The sequence below is a fragment of the Microbacterium sp. LMI13-1-1.1 genome (genome assembly GCF_040815625.1).
Lineage (GTDB): Bacteria > Actinomycetota > Actinomycetes > Actinomycetales > Microbacteriaceae > Microbacterium > Microbacterium forte.
Window position 1 is genome coordinate 1 of record NZ_JBFPNL010000008.1, and the last position, 18,737, is coordinate 18,737.

At 69.6% G+C, this 18,737-nt stretch carries 18 protein-coding genes; 4 read left to right on the forward strand and 14 right to left on the reverse strand.

Annotation, left to right across the window (positions count from 1 at the left end; genetic code table 11):
* Positions 1-467 precede the first annotated feature (467 nt).
* The 8 genes from rocD to MRBLMI13_RS17435 all read right to left on the reverse strand — a co-directional run bounded on the left by rocD (position 468) and on the right by MRBLMI13_RS17435 (position 9,898).
* Positions 468-1,667 carry an ornithine--oxo-acid transaminase gene (rocD, locus tag MRBLMI13_RS17400; RefSeq protein WP_309691489.1) on the reverse strand — a complete coding sequence of 400 codons (1,200 nt, stop codon included), beginning with the start codon at positions 1,665-1,667 and terminating at the stop codon, positions 468-470.
* On the reverse strand, positions 1,664-2,551 hold the full coding sequence (ddaH, locus tag MRBLMI13_RS17405) for a dimethylargininase (protein WP_367824221.1): 888 nt from the start codon (positions 2,549-2,551) through the stop codon (positions 1,664-1,666). The genes rocD and ddaH overlap by 4 nt, the downstream gene beginning before the upstream one ends.
* A 164-nt stretch (positions 2,552-2,715) precedes the next feature.
* Positions 2,716-3,762 (reverse strand): NAD(P)-dependent alcohol dehydrogenase, encoded by a 1,047-nt coding sequence (locus tag MRBLMI13_RS17410; RefSeq protein WP_367824223.1) that lies wholly within the window; start codon positions 3,760-3,762, stop codon positions 2,716-2,718.
* A 1-nt stretch (position 3,763) separates the two neighbouring features.
* Positions 3,764-3,994, reverse strand: coding sequence for a helix-turn-helix transcriptional regulator (locus MRBLMI13_RS17415; protein WP_042541438.1), 231 nt, complete (start codon positions 3,992-3,994; stop codon positions 3,764-3,766).
* Complete coding sequence (locus MRBLMI13_RS17420) at positions 3,994-4,440, reverse strand: hypothetical protein (RefSeq protein WP_367824225.1); 447 nt, start codon at positions 4,438-4,440, stop codon at positions 3,994-3,996. Before MRBLMI13_RS17420 ends, MRBLMI13_RS17415 begins: the two co-directional genes overlap by 1 nt.
* A 232-nt stretch (positions 4,441-4,672) precedes the next feature.
* Complete coding sequence (locus MRBLMI13_RS17425) at positions 4,673-8,377, reverse strand: proline dehydrogenase family protein (RefSeq protein WP_367824227.1); 3,705 nt, start codon at positions 8,375-8,377, stop codon at positions 4,673-4,675.
* Positions 8,378-8,508: 131 nt separating this feature from the next.
* Positions 8,509-9,333, reverse strand: a complete 825-nt coding sequence (locus MRBLMI13_RS17430; RefSeq protein ID WP_367824229.1) for a hypothetical protein — start codon at positions 9,331-9,333, stop codon at positions 8,509-8,511.
* A gap of 4 nt (positions 9,334-9,337) precedes the next feature.
* On the reverse strand, positions 9,338-9,898 hold the full coding sequence (locus MRBLMI13_RS17435) for an acyl-CoA thioesterase (RefSeq protein WP_042541436.1): 561 nt from the start codon (positions 9,896-9,898) through the stop codon (positions 9,338-9,340).
* A gap of 130 nt (positions 9,899-10,028) precedes the next feature.
* Here MRBLMI13_RS17435 and MRBLMI13_RS17440 point away from each other — a divergent pair, with 130 nt between their 5' ends.
* Positions 10,029-10,535: a GNAT family N-acetyltransferase gene (locus tag MRBLMI13_RS17440; RefSeq protein ID WP_042541435.1), complete on the forward strand. Its 507-nt coding sequence runs from the start codon at positions 10,029-10,031 to the stop codon at positions 10,533-10,535.
* A gap of 113 nt (positions 10,536-10,648) precedes the next feature.
* Here MRBLMI13_RS17440 and MRBLMI13_RS17445 read toward each other — a convergent pair whose 3' ends face one another.
* The 3 genes from MRBLMI13_RS17445 to MRBLMI13_RS17455 are packed head-to-tail and all read right to left on the reverse strand — an operon-like array spanning position 10,649 to position 14,152.
* A complete protein-coding gene (locus MRBLMI13_RS17445; RefSeq protein ID WP_367824231.1) occupies positions 10,649-12,400 on the reverse strand; it encodes a cytochrome b/b6 domain-containing protein in 1,752 nt (583 codons plus the stop codon).
* 2 nt (positions 12,401-12,402) lie between these two features.
* Positions 12,403-13,374, reverse strand: coding sequence for an electron transfer flavoprotein subunit alpha/FixB family protein (locus MRBLMI13_RS17450; RefSeq protein WP_367824232.1), 972 nt, complete (start codon positions 13,372-13,374; stop codon positions 12,403-12,405).
* 1 nt (position 13,375) lies between these two features.
* On the reverse strand, positions 13,376-14,152 hold the full coding sequence (locus MRBLMI13_RS17455; protein ID WP_367824234.1) for an electron transfer flavoprotein subunit beta/FixA family protein: 777 nt from the start codon (positions 14,150-14,152) through the stop codon (positions 13,376-13,378).
* Between the two features lie 131 nt (positions 14,153-14,283).
* Between MRBLMI13_RS17455 and MRBLMI13_RS17460 the strand changes: the two genes are divergently transcribed.
* From MRBLMI13_RS17460 to MRBLMI13_RS17470, 3 genes are read left to right on the forward strand one after another with little or no spacing between them, the layout of a single operon-like run.
* The gene (locus MRBLMI13_RS17460; RefSeq protein WP_309691505.1) at positions 14,284-14,820 is read left to right on the forward strand and encodes a MarR family winged helix-turn-helix transcriptional regulator; all 537 of its coding nucleotides are present in this window, start codon (positions 14,284-14,286) and stop codon (positions 14,818-14,820) included.
* Position 14,821: 1 nt separating this feature from the next.
* Complete coding sequence (locus tag MRBLMI13_RS17465; RefSeq protein WP_367824236.1) at positions 14,822-15,304, forward strand: SRPBCC family protein; 483 nt, start codon at positions 14,822-14,824, stop codon at positions 15,302-15,304.
* On the forward strand, positions 15,301-15,744 hold the full coding sequence (locus MRBLMI13_RS17470; protein WP_367824238.1) for a YdeI/OmpD-associated family protein: 444 nt from the start codon (positions 15,301-15,303) through the stop codon (positions 15,742-15,744). Before MRBLMI13_RS17465 ends, MRBLMI13_RS17470 begins: the two co-directional genes overlap by 4 nt.
* Before the next feature lie 25 nt (positions 15,745-15,769).
* Here MRBLMI13_RS17470 and MRBLMI13_RS17475 read toward each other — a convergent pair whose 3' ends face one another.
* From MRBLMI13_RS17475 to MRBLMI13_RS17485, 3 genes are read right to left on the reverse strand one after another with little or no spacing between them, the layout of a single operon-like run.
* The gene (locus MRBLMI13_RS17475; protein ID WP_042541428.1) at positions 15,770-16,546 is read right to left on the reverse strand and encodes an enoyl-CoA hydratase; all 777 of its coding nucleotides are present in this window, start codon (positions 16,544-16,546) and stop codon (positions 15,770-15,772) included.
* 46 nt (positions 16,547-16,592) lie between these two features.
* Positions 16,593-17,480 carry a 3-hydroxyisobutyrate dehydrogenase gene (gene mmsB, locus MRBLMI13_RS17480; protein WP_367824241.1) on the reverse strand — a complete coding sequence of 296 codons (888 nt, stop codon included), beginning with the start codon at positions 17,478-17,480 and terminating at the stop codon, positions 16,593-16,595.
* Entirely contained in the window at positions 17,477-18,682 is a 1,206-nt protein-coding gene (locus tag MRBLMI13_RS17485) for an acyl-CoA dehydrogenase family protein (RefSeq protein WP_367824243.1), read from the reverse strand. Before MRBLMI13_RS17485 ends, mmsB begins: the two co-directional genes overlap by 4 nt.
* Positions 18,683-18,737 lie beyond the last annotated feature (55 nt).

An 18,737-nucleotide genomic window follows, 5' to 3' on the forward strand; every position in this document is an offset into this window, starting at 1 on the left:
CACCCAGCCGAAGCTAGACGAGGATAATTTGGCATTTGACAAGTGCACGCTGTTGAGTTCTCAAGGATCGGATGCTCCCACGACCCAGTCATCACAACCAGGCCCGAAGGGCAACTTCTCTATCTTATCTTCGCATTTCAGGCTGTCAAATCGACACGCCGTGATGTTCAGAACCAGATCTGCAGCTCGGGGCTCAAGGCCGCCGAGGCAACTTCACTAGCTTATCCGTTCCGGACTCGCTGTCAAATCGACCGCTTGTCCGTAGTGGAAGCTCCAGGTCAGACAGAAGTGTGTCTGCGATCTGCTCCGAGGAGCTGATCGAGTGGAGGTGGTTCTCCGCTTGAGGGGGGTGAAGCTCTCGGCCTCTCCGCTTCCCTGTGGGGCGAACAAGTAATAAGTTACGTGGGTTCCGGGGTTCCGGCAAATCCGGGTTGTCCGCCGGGCGTGTCGCCCGGCGGACCGGGGATTCAGGCTCCGAGGACCAGCTTCAGCTGCTCGACCGCCCAGTCGAGCTCGGTCGCCCGGATGACGAGCGGCGGCGCGATGCGGATGGTTTGCCCATGCGTGTCTTTCACCAGCACCCCACGGTCGAGCAGCTTCTCGGCGATCTCACGCCCGGTGCCCTTGGCGGGGTCGATGTCGACGCCTGCCCACAGGCCGGCGATGCGCACCTCGGTGACGCCATGACCCTTCAGCGGTTCGAGAGCGGCTCCGAGGTGAGCGCCGAGTGCGCGAGCGCGCTCCTGGAACTCCCCCGATTCGAGCATCTCGACGACCCGCAGCCCGACGGCCGCGGCGAGCGGGTTTCCTCCGAAGGTCGAGCCGTGCTCGCCCGGACGGATGACTCCGAGCACGTCGGCATTGCCCACCACAGCGGACACCGGCAGGATGCCGCCGCCCAGCGCCTTGCCCAGCAGGTACAGGTCGGGCACGACACCCTCGCGGTCGCACGCGAAGGTCTCGCCGACGCGTCCGAGTCCGGACTGGATCTCATCTGCGATGAACAGCACGTTCTTCTCGTCGCAGATCTCGCGGATGCGGCGCAGGTATCCCTCCGGCGGGATCACCACCCCGCCCTCACCCTGGATCGGCTCGATCAGCACGGCGGCGGTGTCGTCGGTGATCGCGGCGGCGACGGCATCCGCATCCCCGTAGGGGACCACGTCGAAGCCCGGCGTGTAGGGACCGAAGTCCGCCCGCGCCTGCTCGTCGTCGCTGAAGCTGACGATCGTGGTGGTGCGGCCGTGGAAGTTCCCGGCGGCGACGATGATCCGCGCCCGGCCGTCCGCGATGCCCTTGACGCGGTACCCCCAGGCTCGGGCGACCTTGATGCCCGTCTCGACCGCTTCGGCGCCCGTGTTCATCGGCAGCACCATGTCTTTGCCCGCCAGCTTCGCGAGCGCCGCCGCGAACGGCTCGAGCCGATCGCTCTGGAATGCCCGGCTGACGAGCGTGACCCGACCGAGCTGCTCGGTGAGAGCAGCGACGAGCGCGGGATGCCGGTGGCCGAAGTTCACGGCCGAATAGGCGGCGAGCAGGTCGAGGTAGCGCTTGCCCTCGACATCCGTCACCCAGGCTCCGTCACCTCGGGCGATGTTGACCGGCAGGGGGTGATAGTTGTGGGCGACGTGCGGCTCAGCCGACACCTCGGCGTCGACCGCGGTCACGCCTCACCGCGCAGTTCGAGGGTGCAGCACTTGATGCCGCCGCCGCCGAGCAGCAGCTCGGAGAGGTCGATCATGATCGGGTTGTAGCCGCGCTCGCGCAGCTGCTTCTCGAAACCGAGGGCGCGCGGCGAGATGACCACGTTGTAGCCGTCGCTCGCCGAGTTGAGGCCGAACACCGATCCGTCTTCGTCGGACACGAGGATGGCATCGGGGAAGCGCTCCTGGAGGACGGCGCGGCTCTCGTCGTCGAAGGCGCCGGGCAGATACGCGATGTTCGCGCGCTCGGGGCCGCCGTTCTCGACACCCTGCACGGGGTCGAGCACCGCGATCGCGGTGTCGAGGTGATAGAAGCGCGGGTCGACGAGGTTGAGAGACACGACCTCGCGGCCGAACACCTCCCCGACCTCGCGGTGGCTGTCGCCGGTCGAGCGGAACCCGGTGCCCGCGAGGATCACATCGCCGACGAGCAGGAAGTCACCCTCGCCCTCGTTGACCTCTTCGGGGAGGACGGTGTCGTAGCCGGCACCGCGGAACCAGTCCGCGAACGCGGGGGCCTCTCCCTGACGCTCGACGAAGCGGAACTTCGGCACATAGGCGCGGCCGTCGATCAGGAACCCGCCGTTCGCGGTGTAGACCATGTCGGGATACCCGGCGAGGGGCTCGATCAGCTCGACCTCGTGGCCGAGCTCGAGGTAGAGGTCGTGCAGCTTCTGCCACTGCTCGACGGCCCGTGCGGTGTCGGTCGGCTTCGCCGGCTCCATCCACGGGTTGATCGAGTAGTTCACCGTGAAGTGCGACGGCTTGCACATCAGATAGTGACGGTGGTGTGCGGTGCGGACCGGGGTTGCGGTCTCGGATGCCGGCGCGGTGGTTTCGACAGACATGGGGCTCCTCGAACGGATGCGGCGGACGCTGTCCAGGGGCCCGGCGGTCCTTCGACCCGCGTCGCTCGGTGAGAGCCGACGCCAGGGGGAAGATGCGACTCGGGCACGCCAGCATCCATTCTGTCATCCGCCCCTGAACGCCGCCAGAGCGCGGCCCGTCGCGGTCAGGGTCCGTGCACGACCACCTTGCCCACCGTGTGGCCCGCTTCGAGGTGGGCCAGGGCGGCGGATGCCTCGTCGAAGGGGTACTCCCTCTCGACGACCGGCGTGATGCGCCCCTCAGCGGTGAGCTCGAGCAGCTTGGCGAGGATCTCGGGGCGCGGCGTCGCCGCCAGCGGGCGGATGCGGCGGCGCGACCCGATCGACAGGAACACCGCCTTGAGGATGCGAGGTATCGGCCCGAGGACGTGCCCCCCGTCGCCTGCCACGAGCACCACCGAGCCGCCGGGCACGACGAGGCGCTGCAGTTCGCGAAGGCCCAAGCCGCCGGCGATGTCGATCACCGCGTCGAAATGCCCGGCCGGCAGGTCGGCCAGCGGTGAGGTGCGGTGGTCGAGGGTGCGCACGGCGCCGAGGTGCTCGACGAGCCGGAAGTTGCGTTCTCCGCACGTGGCCCAGACCTCGGCCCCGCGCAGCGCTGCGAGCTGCACGGCGAATGTGCCGACTCCCCCGGACGCACCGATCACGAGAACGCGCGGGATGTGTCCGGCCGCAGTGCCTCTGGCGGCACGGAAGCCGATCCCCGCGCGGTCGAGTGCCTGCCAGGCCGTGCCCGCCGAGATCGTCAGGCACGCGGCGGTCTCGGAGGTGACGTCGGGCGGGATCGGCACGAGACGCGCAGCGGGCGCAGCGACATGCGACGCGAGTCCCCCGCCCCCGGTGAGCTCGCCGACGACACGCTCTCCGAGCTCGGCGCCGATCGCGTTCGGGCCCACTGCCACGACGGTTCCGGCGACCTCCATCCCGCGCACCGGGTACTTGGGGCGCGTCAGCCCGAAGATGGGGCGCACGAGCAGCGGATCGCCGAGCATGAGACGCACGTCGCCGGCGTGGAGCGCGGTCGCCTCGACTCGCAGCACCACCTCGCCCGACCGCGGAGTGGGAACGGGGATCTGCTCGAGGCGGAAGCCGTCGGCCGAGCCGTAGGTCTCGCGACGCCACGCCGGCATCATCTCGGTCCTGTTCGTCGGGGTCTTGTCGGTCTCGGTCACGTCACACCTCCGTGCTCGTGGGTTGCGGGTACTGGAACAGGTCGTCGAGCCCTACGCCGAAAGCGCGGGCGATCTGGAACGCGAGCTCGAGCGACGGGGAGTACTTCTCCTGCTCGATCGCGATGAGCGTCTGCCTGGTCACGCCGATGCTGCGGGCGAGTTCGGCCTGGGTGAGTCCGGCCGCTTCGCGGTGAGCGCGGATGCGGTTGGAGACGAGCGTGGGCTTGACCATCAGACGAGTCCCCGACGGTAGGCGACGACTCGCGCGACGCTGCCGACCATGGCCGAGACGGCGAACCCCGCGAACATGGTGTTGGCGATCCAGAAGAGGTCGGCGCCCACCGCGCAGAGGGTGATCACGCCGAGGCCGGCGATCACGACGAAGGACTGTTCGACCCGGCTGCCCATGCGGCTGATGTCGCGGTCGCGGACATCGGACTTGCCGACCCCGTCGGGATCCTTCGCACCGGCGATCATCCCCCAGACGATGCTGAGCACGATCGTGGCCACGATGCCGAGACCGATCGTCCACATCATGAGCGGGAACCAGTCGACATCGGTCACCGGTCCGCCGGCGGCCTGCTGCAGCACGACGACGACATACGCCCCGATCACCACCACGCCGACGATGAGACCGGCCCAGGCGTTGCGCTCTTCGTAGACCATGATGCCTCCCATGTAAAAGATTCTTGACACGACAGTACGCCTGCGGCATCCGCTGTGTCAAGAATTCTTTACATGCGATGTCTGTCGGCCGGGTCGCATCGACAGGGGTGGTCGAAAGAGCACCCGAATCGCCCGTTTCGGATGCTCTTTCGACCACGCACCGCGGAGGTAGGTGCGTGGTCGACCGCGGGAGAGGGGATGCCGGAGATGGCGAGGGCCGAACGGATGCCGAAGCGCGACCGCCTCAGATGACCGCGGCGCTCCAGTCGTCGGGGTTGCCGTAACGGTGCGCGGTGATCGCGATCGCCTGCTCGTGCACGAAGGGCAGCAGCTCGATGCGCCCGGCAGAGGTGACCTCGCCGTCGTACACCGCGAGGTCGGGGTCGCCGCCCACAGCCGCGGCGAGCGCACGGTGCAGCGCGGACACGGATTCGCGCGGGCCGACCAGTCGTGCCCTGCTCGGGCGCAGCTCATCGTCGCCGAGAGACTCGCGCACCTCGCTCGAGTCGCCGCGACGCCGCATCCGCTCGATCCATTCGTCGTCGGTCTCCATGTAGACGACCGCGCCGAGTTCGGCGAGCGCGTGGCGCACTGCCGGGGGCAGCCCGACGGGGGTCGACAGCACGAATCCGGCCCCGGCGCGCACCGCGGCGATGACGACGCGCAGCAGCTCCTGCCAGCCGGCGTCCGCAGTGGCCCTGATCGCGACCGGCACCGGGCGATAGCGGAACAGGTTGCGCTCGACACCCAGGTGAGACACATCGCGCACCTGGCCGAACTCGCGATCCCACGCGAGGGCGTCCGACAGCGCCGAACGACGCAGCCACTCGAACGCCTCGAAGCCGAGCGAGGGCTGCGCCGCCTCGATCAGGTCGGTGATTCGCGAGTCGAGCCCACGCAGATGCAGCGTGCTCGACACCGTGCCGGATCCGCTCGAGCGCCAGGACCCGAGCCCGATCAGGTAGTTCGGTCCGCCCGCCTTGGCCCCGGGGCCGACCGATGAGCGCTTCCACCCGCCGAACGGCTGACGCTGCACGATCGCGCCGGTGATACCGCGGTTCACATAGAGGTTTCCGGCCTGCACCCGGTCGAGCCACAGGGCGAGCTCGGCCGGGTCCTGCGTGTGCAGTCCCGCCGTCAGGCCGTACTCGACCGCGTTCTGCAGCTCGATCGCCCGCTCGAGCGTCGGGGCGTGCATGATGCCCAGCACCGGCCCGAAGAACTCCTCGGTGTGGAAGCGCGACCCCGGCTGCACCCCGACGCGGATGCCCGGCCGCCAGAGCCGACCGGCGGGGTCATCGTCCGAGAGGGCGGGCTCGATGAGCCACTTCTCGTCGCCGTCGAGTTCGGTGAGCGCCCAGGCGAGCTTGCCCTCGGGACGCTCGATCACGGGCCCGACCTCGGCCAGCGGATCGGTCGGCCAGCCGACGTGCAGCGACCGAGTCGCATCGGCCAGCTGACGGGCGAATCTCTTCGACCGCCCGACCGGTCCGACGAGGATCGCGAGCGACGCCGCCGAGCACTTCTGCCCTGCATGCCCGAAGGCGCTGCGCACCAGATCGGCGACCGCGAGATCGAGATCGGCCGACGGGGTGATGATCATCGCGTTCTTGCCGCTCGTCTCGGCGAGCAGCGGCAGGTCGGGCCGCCACGAGCGGAACAGGGCAGCGGTCTCCCATGACCCGGTGAGGATGACGCGGTCCACCGACTCGTGCGAGATCAGCTCACGACCGAGGTCGCCCTCCTCGATGTCGACGAGCGCGAGCATATCGCGCGGAACACCGACCTCCCACAGGGTCTCGGCGATGACGGCGGCGCAGCGGCGCGATTGCGGGGCGGGCTTGAAGACGACTCCCGAGCCTGCGGCGAGCGCGGCGAGCACTCCCCCGGCCGGGATGGCGAGCGGGAAGTTCCACGGCGGGGTGACGACGGTGACGCGCGCGGGTTCGAATGCGGCGCCGGCGACGGCATCCAGCTCTCTGGCCTTGGCTGCGTAGTAGCGGGCGAAGTCGACGGCCTCGCTGACTTCGACGTCGGCCTCGGCGAAGACCTTGCCGGTCTCGGAGGCGGCGACCTCGATGAGGTCTCCGCGGCGCCCCTCGAGTGCGGCCGCCGCGCGCAGCAGCACCTCGGCGCGTTCGGTGGCCGGCCGCGCGCCCCACAGGGCTGCGGCCTCCCGCACCCCGGCGATCGTGCTCTCGAGCGTGTCGGCGTCGTCGACGCGGGCCGCGTCGATCGTCGAGACACCGAGCGTCGAGTCGGCGATGCGCTCATGGATCTCGCGCGCCCAGTCACGGTTGGCCGGAAGCGACGGATCGCTGTCAGGAGTGTTCGCGAAGCCGGGAGCACCGCCGGTCGCCTCGTCGAGCTCGCGCGGGGCATAGACCGCCGTCTCGAGGAACGGCCCGCCCGTGTCATCCGCACCGCGGGAGATGCCGAGCACCGCCTGGGTCAGACCCTCTTCGGGCGCGGGCGCCACGGGCACCGGGCGCATCGACTCGTGCACCGGCGCCAGTCGGTCCTGGCCGCGCAGCGCGCCCACCCGCAGCGTCGACGACGTCGAACGATCGAGGGCGTCGAGGAACCGGTCCCGCTCGCGCATGAAGAGCGACTCGTCGTCGCCCAGCCGGAACGCGGCGGAGAGGAAGTTGTCACTCGACGCGTTCTCTTCGAGCCGGCGGACGAGATAGCTGATGGCGACATCGAACTCGCCCGGGTTCACGACCGGCACGTAGAGCAGCACCTCGCCGACCTCGCGCGACACGGCCTGCACCTGCCCCTGCGCCATGCCGAGCAGCATCTCGAACTCGACCGGCGGCTGGGAGGCCGTGGTCGCGGCAGCGGCGTCGACGCCGCCCGCTCGAACCCCGCGCTCCCCCGCGAGCAACCAGGCATAGGCGATGCCGAACAGGTTGTGGCCCGCGATGCCCAGGCGCACCGCGTCGACGTTCTCAGGCCGCAGCGCCCAGTCGAGGCAGCGCAGATAGTTCGCGTCGGTGTCGAGCTTGGTGTCGTAGGTGGCCTGAGCCCATCCGTGCATGCGCGCCTCGACCCGCTCCATCGCGAGGTTGGCTCCCTTGACGAGCCGCACCTTGATGGGGGCTCCGCCATGGTCGACCCGCTCGCGCGCCCAGGCGGTGAGCTGCTGCAGTGCCGGCAGGGCGTCCGGCAGATACGCCTGCAGCACGATGCCCGCCTCGAGACCGTCGAGGCGGGGATCCTCGAGGATGCGGGTGAACACCGCGATCGTCAGGTCGAGGTCGCGGTACTCCTCCATGTCGAGGTTGATGAAGGTGCGATCCGAGGCGGCCGTCAGATACAGCGGAAGCAGTCGCTCGACGACCGACTCGACGACCTCGTCGAACGCCCACATCGAGATGTGGCTGACGATCGCCGACACCTTGACCGACACGTAGTCGACATCGGGGCGACGGATCAGCTCGTGGATGCCGTCGAGCCGCCGCCGCGCCTCGTCCTCACCCAGCACCGCCTCACCGAGCAGATTGAGGTTGAGCCGAGCACCCGATTCACGGATCTTCGCGATCGCCGGTCCGAGCTTCGCGGGGCGGGCGTCGACCACCAGGTGGCCGACCATGTCACGCAGCACCCGACGCGCGATGGGCACCACGGGGGTCGGCAGCATCTGGGCGACGCCGCCGCCGAGCCGCACGGCAGACCGCAGGTACCAGGGCAGGAAGTCGGGGACGATCGGAGCGATGCGGTGCAGCTGGGATGCCGCGGCACTCAGGCTCTCGGGGCGCATGACACCGTCGACGAATCCGAGCGTGAACGGCAGCCCGTTGGCATCCTGCAGCACACCGGCGAGCCGTTCTGCCGCCGGATCGACGTCGGCGGCCGCTGCCTCGATCACCCAACGGCGGGCGAGCTCGACGGCACGGTCCGCGAGCGAGACGGATTCGGGATCCGCGGTGGGCATCGGGTCGGCCATGAGCTCAGCCTAGGACTGCAGTGCCCGCCTGCCGTTGAGCGACGGTCGCGTCGGGTGGTTCCGGTCGCAGTTCATGCCGTCGCTCGTGCGAAGGCACGCCACGGAGTGCGACCGGAACCGGGCGGAAGCGCTCAGAGCGCGGCGATCATCTCGTCGTAGCCCGCGCGGAAGGTCGGATACTCGAGATCGCCGAGGAACTCCTGCAGCAGGCGCCCCTCCAGCACCGTCCCGCCGCCGACCTCCGGATCGAGGTGCGGGGGCGGCTCGACTCCGAGGCGAGAGGCGATGTGCGCGACGACGTCTCCGAGCAGCACGGGCTCGCGGTCGACGGCATGGATCAGCGGGGGCGCGGAGTCGGCCCGCAGCATCGCCTCGAGCAGCCGCACGAGATCGGTCTCGTGGATGCGGTTGGTGCGGCGGGTGTGGTCGACCGCTGCGCCCTCGCGCACCCGCCGGATGAGGAAGTCGCGACCGGGTCCGTAGATGCCGGCCGGGCGCACGATGCGCGCACCGAACAGCTCCATCGCCAGGTGCTCGCCCTCGACCAGATCGCCGCCCCGCTCGCTCGACACCTTCGGCGCATCGCGCTCGGTCAGCGGTGTCTCGCCGGGGCGTCCCTCGAACACGCGCGTCGACGAGACGAACACGACCCTCTCGGGCATCGTCGGCAGGGCCTTCGCGAGCCCCCGCAACGCCGGTGGATAGATCGAGTCGCCCTCGGTGCTCGGCGGCAGAGTGATCACGACCGAGTCGAACTCCGGCAGCTCACGGTCGAGCGGATGCCGCAGATCCGCCTCGATGGCCGGGAACGGCATGTCGCCCGCACTGCGCCGCATGGCCGTGACCTCTGAGCCCTGTGCGACGAGCCGTTCGCCGAGGCGGATGCCGAGCTTGCCGCATCCGACCAGCAGCACCGAGCCCGGCGTGCGCGTCTCGAGACCCCACGGATCGGTCACGGCGTCAGCTCCACACGCTCGGCGCCGGGGTGCGCACGGGAGGCAGAGCGGATGCTGCGGCCCAGTCGTGCACCCAGGAGTCGATCTCGGGCACACCCTCGGGCTTGCCGACGGCGGCGAAGAGCTCTTCGTTGCTGACCGTGCCGCCGGTGCGACGCAGCATCCTCGATCGCACGATGACGCGGGCGTAGATCTCGCCGCCGACGACCGCCCTGTGCTCGAGGAACACCGCCTTGTCGTCATGACCGATGAAGCGCGACTGCACCTCGAACCGCTGCCACAGCTGCAGCGACTTGCGGAACGTCACGGTCTCGCTCGAGACGACGGCATACCAGCCGCGTTCGTTCATGGCGTCGAACAGCCCTGTGCGGATCAGCAGATCCCACCGACCGAGGTCGAAGAGCGACAGGTATCGGCCGTTGTTCATGTGACGGAGGATGTCGATGTCGGTCGGCAGCGTCGTCAGCCGGATGCTGCTGACCGATGCTGCGTCGAGGGTCTTGCCTCGCCGCACGCGGCGACGGGCGGAGAGGATCACGAGGAGAGTGCGCCAGATCACGTTCACGAGGACTGATCGTAGCCATCGGCGAACGAATCACGAACATCGTTGTGCGATCCCTCCAGCCGCTCATCCGCGGTCTGGGAACGCTCCCGCTCGATTTCCGGTTCGCGGAGGCCGCGCGTAGAGTCGCGCTATGAGCGCCGAAGCCCAGCCTGAAGTCATCGTCCGTCCGGTCCGTGATGTGGATGCGGAAGCCCTTGGTCGCGTGCACGCGCAGTGCTGGCACGAGACCTACGACCACCTGATCAGCAAGGCAGCCCTCGAGAAGGTCTCGCCCCGTCGCATGGCCGAGCTGTGGACGCACTGGGCCGCTCAGGGCCCCGAGTTCACGATGCGCGCCGCCCTCGTCGACGGCGAGATCGTCGGCTTCGTCGGCTCCGGCCCTGCCCGCGACAAGGACGCGCCCGCGTTCCGCGAGCTGTACTTCATCTACCTGCTCGACGCGTACCACTCGACCGGCATCGGCCAGAAGCTCTTCGATGCGGCCGTCGAGAAGGACGAGCCCCTCTACCTGTGGGTCGCGGAGGACAACCCCCGCGCACATCGCTTCTACACGCGCAACGGCTTCGCGCTCGACGGCGCCAGCCACACCGAGCCGTTCCTCGGCGAGACGCTCACCGAGGTGCGCTTCGTGCGCTGATCTCTGCGTCTCGTGACCACCGCGTTCACGATGCAGCACGACACGGCCCCCGCCCATCGGCGGGGGCCGTCTCTGTGTGCCCGGTTGCAGTCTGTGCGGAAGACAGGACCGTGTCAGCGGCCAGACACGGTGCCGAAGAGCTTCGCGATCGGGGCGATGACCAGCGGGCGGGCGGCGACCCAGCCGAGGGCGATCACCACCAGGGAGGCCACGAAGACCCAGAAGCCCGTCCAGCCGACGGCATCCGACGACGCGTACATGTGGTTGAGGTTGCGCAGGAAACCGGTGAGGAACACCAGCGCGACGTGTCCGATGATGAACACCACGAAGTAGATCATGACCGGGAAGTGCAGCGCACGGGCCCACTCGATCGGATACGCCCTCGACAGCCGCTCGGCCTTCTTGGGCCACATGCCCGACATGCGGAATCCGGTGGCCGCAGCAAGCGGCGCCGCGATGAACACGGTCACGAAATAGGCCAGCTGCTGCAGGCTGTTGTAGTTCACCCAGCCGTGCTCGGTCGGCCAGTCGAACGACACGTACTGCAGCGCCGCCGACAGCGCGTTGGGGATGACCTCCCAGCTGGTCGGCACGATGCGCGCCCAGTGTCCGGTGACGAACAGCAGCACGACGAAGATCACACCGTTGACGAGCCACAGGATGTCGAGCGCCTGGTGGAACCAGATCGTCAGACTGACCTTGCCCTTGGGGTCGCCTCGCGGGGTCCAGAAGGCGGTCGGCCGCTTCTCGTTGCGGATCCGCAGACCCGACCGGATGATCAGCACCATCAGGAACACGTTGAAGAAGTGCGCCCAGTTGGTCCACGGCGCGAACCCGGGCTCGACGGCGACGGCCGGCTCGTATTCGCCGGGGAAGGCCGCGAGGAAGTCCTGCATGAAGGGGAAGCTCAGCAGCGCCCGCACGAGGGCCACGGCTGCCGCGGCCACGATGCCGAGGGCCGCGGCCCCGAGCAGACCGGCGATCGCCTGGGTCCAGGAGGGTCGAGGACGAGCGGATGTCGGAGCGGTCGCCGTGATGTGACGCGGCGCGCTGCCGTTCCAGACCGTCTGCGGGGTGGGCAGCGGCATCGAGGGATCGCCGAGGGCGAAGGATGCGGCTGCCGGGGCCACGGCCGTGGACGGAGCGGCGACCGAAGCGTCCTCCCGCTCGTTGGGCGAGGACGGCGAAGCAGACGGAGACGAAACGCGCTCGATGACCACGGCTTCGGTGCCGGCGGGCGGCCAGGGCTCGCCTCCCGGTGTGCGCGGAAGACCGCGACGCACGGATGACGCGGTGGCGGCCGCGCTCGCAGCGTGGCGCGTCTCGTCTCGTCGCTGCGCTCCTCGCTCGACGACCGGGGAGGAAGCGGCGCTCTCGACGACCGGGGAGGGAGCGGCGCTCTCGACGACCGGAGAGGCGACAGCCGCCGCGACGGCCGGGGACGCACTCTCCTGCTCGTCGAGCGATGACGGCGACGCCGACCGAGACGAAACGCCCTCCGCACCGACAGGCACCACACCCGCGGGCGGCCAGGGCTCTCCGCCCGGCGTGCGCGGAAGACCGCGACGCACGGATGCGGTGGGAGCGCTCGCAGCGTGGCGCGTTTCGTCTCGTCGCTCCGCTCCTCGCTCGACGACCGGGGAGGCGGCCTCCACCGGGTCGACGACCGGCGAGGCGACCGCCGACTCGACGACCGGCGAAGCGCCCTCCCGCTCCGCGACGACCGGGGACGCGCTCTCCTGCTCGTCGAGCGAAGACGGCGACGCCGACACATCGTCTTCGCCGACGTCGACCGCGAGCCCGGGAGGCCACGGCTCGCCGCCGGGCACGCGCGGGAGTCCGCGCCTGAGCGTTCGCGTCGCCATGGCTACTTCTTCCGCTCCTCGAGGCCCGCGATCACCTGCGGGACGATCGTGAACAGGTCGCCGACGATGCCGAAGTCGGCGACGTCGAAGATCGGCGCCTCGCCGTCTTTGTTGATCGCGACGATGTTCTTGGCCGTCTGCATGCCCGCACGGTGCTGGATCGCACCGGAGATGCCGAGAGCGACGTACAGCTGTGGCGACACCGAGACACCGGTCTGACCGACCTGATGAGACTGCGGGATGTATCCGGCATCCACGGCGGCCCGCGATGCGCCGACGGCCGCACCGAGCGCATCGGCGAGCTCTTCGACGAGCACGAACTTCTCTTTCGACGCGAGTCCGCGGCCGCCCGAGACGACCCGGGTCGCCCCGCGCAGCTCGGGCCGGGACGACGTGGCCTCGACCGCTTCGACAGCGCCGACGGTGGCGGCAGGGGAGCCGGATGCCGCGACGGTCAGGGCTTCGACGGTCGGCGACGCGACCGCCTCTGCCCGAGCGTCGACAGCGCCCTGGCGCACGGTGATCACCGGTGCCCCGAACGTGGGGGCCGAGTCGGTGAGGTAGGCGCCGCCATACACGGAGTGGTTCGCGACGATGCCCTCGTCATCTCGTGAGACGCCCACGGCATCGACCGACAGAGCCAGCTTCGCGCGCACCGCGAAGCGGCCCGCGACGTCGCGCCCCGCGATCGAGTTCGAGATGAGCACGGCATCCGGTCGCACCTGCTCGAAGGCGGCATGCAGCGCATCGACGATCGGCACGGTGAGGATCGTCTCGTCGGCGTCGGCCGTCAGCACCACGGATGCTCCCGCCTCGGCGACCTTCGATGCGGCATCCGCGGATCCGCCGACGACGAGCGCGACCGGTGCGCCGACGGTCGAGGCGGCGCCGATCAGGGCCGCCGTGCTGCTGGCGGGGTTGCCTGCCGGGTCGAGGTCGACGACGACGAGGATCGGGTTCTCGGGGTAGGTCATGTCACACCAGCCTGTTCTGCACGAGGTAGTCGACGAGCTTCTCGGCGGCATCGCCCTCATCGACGATCTTCACGCCGGCCGCACGAGGCGGCTTCTCGGCGACCGAGGTCATGATCGTGCGGGGAGCCGCGCCCGGGTCGGCCGAGACGCTGAGGTCGTCGAGGGTCAGGACCTCGAGCGGCTTCTTCTTCGCCGCCATGATGCCCTTGAAATTCGGGAAGCGCGCGTCGGGCAGCGCTTCGGTGATCGAGATGACGGCGGGAAGGGATGCCGAGATCGGCTGCGCTCCGGCATCCGCCCCTCGCGTGCCCGTGATGCCCTCAGCCGTGATCTCGACGCTCGTGAGCGCGGTCGCGTGCGCCCAGCCGAGGTGCTCGGCGAGCATCGCGGCCATCACTCCGCCCGAACCGTCGGTCGACAGGTTGCCGGTGATCACCAGGTCGGGTGCGCCGCGGCGGATCGCCGCCGCCAGGGTCTCCGCCGTGAGCCCGAGGTCGGCTCCGGCGAGCTGCTCGTCGGCGATGTGCACGGCCGAGCCTGCGCCGATCGCGAGCGCCCGCCGCACCGACGCCGTCGAGCCGCCGGGAGCCATCGCCACGGCGACGACCTCGGTGCCCTCGTTCTTGTCGGCATGGCTCAGCGCGACCTCGAGCGCGCGCTCGGTGATCTCATCGAGAACGACGTCGCCGGCACCTCGCTCGGCGAGTCCTGTCTCGAGATTCAGCTTGCGGTCGCCGTAGGTGTCCGGCACCTCTTTGACCAGGACGAAGATCTTCATCGATTGCTCCTCACGACTGCGTCGATTCTAGTCCCCTGATACTGAGTTCCACCCGACGAGCGACTGAGGACCACTCGCCGTTCCGGCGGGCGCATCCCCGGAGTCCCGGCGCGATGCCCTACCGTAGAACCGTGGTCCGACCCCGTCCTCTGCCTGTCGATCCGCTCGCTGAGGCGAAGCGGCAATGGCTCGCGCACGGTTGGTCGGATGCCGCCGACGGCATGACCGTGGTCACCTCGGTGATGCGGGCCCAGCAGCTGCTGCTCGCCAGGGTGGATGCCGCTCTCAAGCCGTTCGCCCTGAGCTTCGCCCGCTACGAGATGCTGCGTCTGCTGGCGTTCAGCCGGTCGGGCCGCCTGCCGCTGTCGAGCGTGGTCGCCCGACTCCAGGTGCATGCGACGACCGTCACGAGCACGGCCGAGCGTCTGGTGCGTGATGGGCTGATCGTCCGCGAGCCCCACCCGCACGACGGCCGCGCTGCACTGCTCGCCCTGACCGACTCCGGCCGCGAACTCGTCGAACGCGCCACCTCCGCCCTCAACGCCGATGTCTTCGCCGACCCCGGGGTCAGCAAGGCGGACGCGACCGAGCTCGTCGCGATCGTGGCCCGCATGCGCAAGGCCGCCGGCGACTTCAGCGACCCGAAGCCGCAGCCGGACGCCCTCTGACATGGCCGAGTTCGTGCTCGAGCGCGTGATCTCGGCTGCTCCCGCCCACGTCTTCGCGATCGCCCTCGACCCCGGGCTGCATCTGCGGTCGATGGCACGGTACGGCGAGACGATGGTCGGGGCCCCGGCGGGCGGCGTGTTCAGCGAAGGGTCGACCGTCACCTGGCGGGCACGGCACTTCGGCATCCCGTTCCGTCTGCGGTCGATCGTGTACGACGTCGATCCGCCGCGCGGGTTCCGCGACCGGCAGATCTCGGGACCCTTCGGCGCGTTCTGGCACGAGCACGTGTTCCAGGAGCACCCGCGGGGCACGCTGATGCGCGACACGATCAGGTTCCATTCGCCGTTCGGCCCGATCGGACGACTGGTCGACCGGCTCGTGCTCCGCGAGTACATGCGTCGCCTGATCGAAGCGCGCAACGACCAGCTGGCCGCAGAGGCGGAGGCCGAGGCAGACGGGCACGGGCGTACACTGCCCGCATGAGCGAGCTGCGCGTGCACACGACTCTCGAAGGCCGCGGCCCGGCCGCCGCGATCATCCTCTCCGACGAGCAGGTCGCGTCGTTCGGGGCGGGCAAGACGTTTCCGGTCGCCGTCACGATCGGAGGACGCACCGCACGTCTGCGCCTGGCCCGCATGGGCGGGCAGAACATGATCGGCTTCAGCAAAGCCGTGCGGGCCGACCTCGGTGTGGAGATCGACCAGGAGGTCGAGGCCGTCATCCGTCTGGATGCCGCCGAGCGCGAGGTCGACATCCCGCCCGCCCTGGCCGCAGCCCTCGATGCCGACCCTGCGTTGCGCGCCGCCTTCGACGCCCTCTCGTACTCGGTGCGCAAGGAGCATGCCCGCACCGTGGCTGACGCGAAGCAGGACGCGACCCGCGACCGCCGCGTCGAGAAGATCGTCGCCGCACTGCGCGGCTGACCGCAGCGGCGCCCCTCCGCGGAGGTCAGCGGTTGCGGAAGTCGGGCGCACGCTTCTCCCGGAAGGCCGACATGCCTTCCTTCTGGTCCTCGGTGTCGAAGAGCGCGGCGAACGCCTTCTTCTCATGGGCCAGACCGTCGGCGAGCGTCGTCTCCATCGCGGCGTCGAGCGCGGCCTTGGCGGCGAACACCGACGGCAGCGACTTCGACGCGATCGTCTCGGCCAGCGTCGTCGCCTCCGCGAGCAGCTCGGATGCGGGAACCACACGCGAGACGAGCCCGGAGCGCTCCGCCTCTTCGGCGCCCATGAACCGGCCGGACAGCACCAGTTCGGCCGCCTTGTAATAGCCGACGGCGCGGATCAGGCGCTGCGTGCCGCCCATGCCGGGGATGACGCCGAGATTGATCTCGGGCTGGCCGAACTTGGCGGTATCGGCGGCGAGGATGATGTCGCACATCATCGCGAGCTCGCATCCTCCCCCGAGCGCGAAACCCGAGACGGCGGCGATCACCGGGGTGCGCACCGCGGCGAACTCGTGCCAGACGCCGAAGTGGTCGGTCTCGAGCATCTCGGCGGCCGACATCGACTCCATCTCCTTGATGTCAGCACCCGCGGCGAACGCCTTCTCCGACCCCGTGACGACGATCGCGCCCACGCCGTCGTCGCCGTCGAACGCCACAGCCGCAGCCGTGACCTCCTCGGCGAGGCGGCTGTTCAGCGCATTGAGGGCCTCGGGACGGTTGAGGGTGATCCACCCGACTCGTCCGCGCTGCTCGACCAGGATCGTCTCGTACTCGGTCATCGTGAAACCCTCTCCGTCGTGGTCATCTCAGTATGTCGCGAGTGCGTCACACAGAGCCGTCGCGGATGTCGGTGATGATGCCCGAGAAGTCGCGGGTCGCGCCGTCTCCTGAGGCGAATGCCGCGTAGAGCTGCTGTGCGAGACGTCCCATCTGCGCATCGGTCGACGTCTGCTCGATCGCCTGCAGCGCGAGCCCGAGGTCCTTCGCCATGAGGGCACCGGCGAATCCGGGCTGGTAGTCGCGGTTCGCCGGGCTCGTCGGCACCGGCCCGGGCACGGGGCAGTTGGTCGTGATCGACCAGCACTGACCGGATGCCTGCGAGACCACGTCGAACAGCGCCTGATGCTCGAGCCCCAGCCGCTCGCCGAGCACGAACGCCTCGGCGACCGCGATCTGCGACACCGCGAGGATCATGTTGTTGCAGACCTTCGCCGCCTGCCCGAGTCCGGGGCCACCGCAGTGCACGATGCGCTTTCCCATGGCCTCGAGCAGCGGCAGCGCGGCCGAGAAGTCGTCGTCGGAACCGCCGACCATGAAGGCGAGTGTGCCGTTCTCGGCGCCCACGACACCGCCCGACACGGGGGCGTCGACGTTGCGATGCCCCGCGGCGAGCGCCAGCGCATGCGCCGCACGGGCCTCATCGACCGCGATCGTCGACGACTCGATGAAGAGGGTGTTCGGGCGGGCGGCGGCCAGCAGCTCGGTGCGGTAGGCGTCGATCACATGCCTTCCGGCGGGGAACATCGTGATCACCACGTCGGCGTCGCGCACGGCATCCGCTCCGCTCGCTGCGACCGGGATGCCGACGGCCTGCGCCGCCTCGACCGCAGCCGGCACCAGGTCGAACCCGTGCACCTCGTGCCCCGCCGCGACCAGGTTCTTCGCCATCGGCAGGCCCATGTGGCCGAGCCCGAGGAAGGCGATGCGAGTCATGATGCGCCCCGCATCCGGTCTTCGCCGCTCCGCTGGAGCGACGCCGACCCCGCGGGTCGGAGCATCTCGCGGCCGACGATCAGACGCATGATCTCGTTGGTGCCCTCGAGGATCTGATGCACCCGCAGGTCGCGCACGACCCTCTCGATGCCGTAGTCCTGCAGATAGCCGTAGCCGCCGTGCAGCTGCAGCGCGCGGTTGGCGACGTCGAATCCGGCATCCGTCGCGAAGCGCTTGGCCATGGCGCAGCGCATCGTCGCGTCCGGCGCCTGCTCATCCACCGCCGAAGCGCCGTCCCTGACCATGAGGCGAGCGGCCTGCAGGTCGGTGCGCATGTCGGCGATCGCGAACATGATCGACTGCTTCTCGGCCAGCGGCTCGCCGAACGCGACACGCTCGTGCACGTACTGCACCGCACGGTCGAGGGCCCACTGCGCACCGCCGAGCGAGCACGCCGCGATGTTGAGACGGCCGCCGTTGAGCGCCGACATCGCGATCGCGAAACCGCGTCCCTCGTCGCCGAGCATTCCGGATGCGGGGATGCGCACGCCGTCGAGGATCACCTGGCGGGTCGGCTGCGCGTGCCAGCCCATCTTCTTCTCGGGCGCGCCGAAGCTGAGGCCGTCGGCGTCTCCGGGAACCAGGAAGGCGCTGATGCCGCGGGCACCCGGCTCGCCGGTGCGCGCCATGACGACGTAGACCGCGGCCTCGCCGGCGCCCGAGATGAACTGCTTCACGCCCGTGAGCAGGTAATCGTCTCCGTCGCGCACCGCACTCGTGGCGACGTTCGCGGCATCCGATCCGACGCCCGGCTCCGTCAGGCAGTACCCGCCGAACTCCTGCATCGCGGTGAGAGCGGGCAGCCACCGGCCGCGCTGCGCGTCGTCGCCGTAGGTGTCGATCATCCAGACGACCATGTTGTGGATGGAGATGTAGGCGGCGACCGCGGGGTCGCCCTTGGCGAGCTCTTCGAAGATCGCGACCGTGTCGGAGCGGCTGAGGCCGGTGCCGCCGAAGTCCTCGCGTACGTAGATGCCACCGAGACCGAGCTCGCCGGCCTTGCCGAGCGTCTCCCGCGGGAAGATGTGCTTCTCATCGCGCTCGGCCGCGAACGGGGCGAGCTCGGTGTCGGCGAAGTCCCGGACGGCGTCGAGAATGGCCTCGCGCTCTTCGGCGGTGGTGGTGACGGTTGTCATGGTCATGTCATCTCCTGGGGTCGTGCGTTTCGTCTCGGGCGGCTTCGCCGGCCTCGCTCAA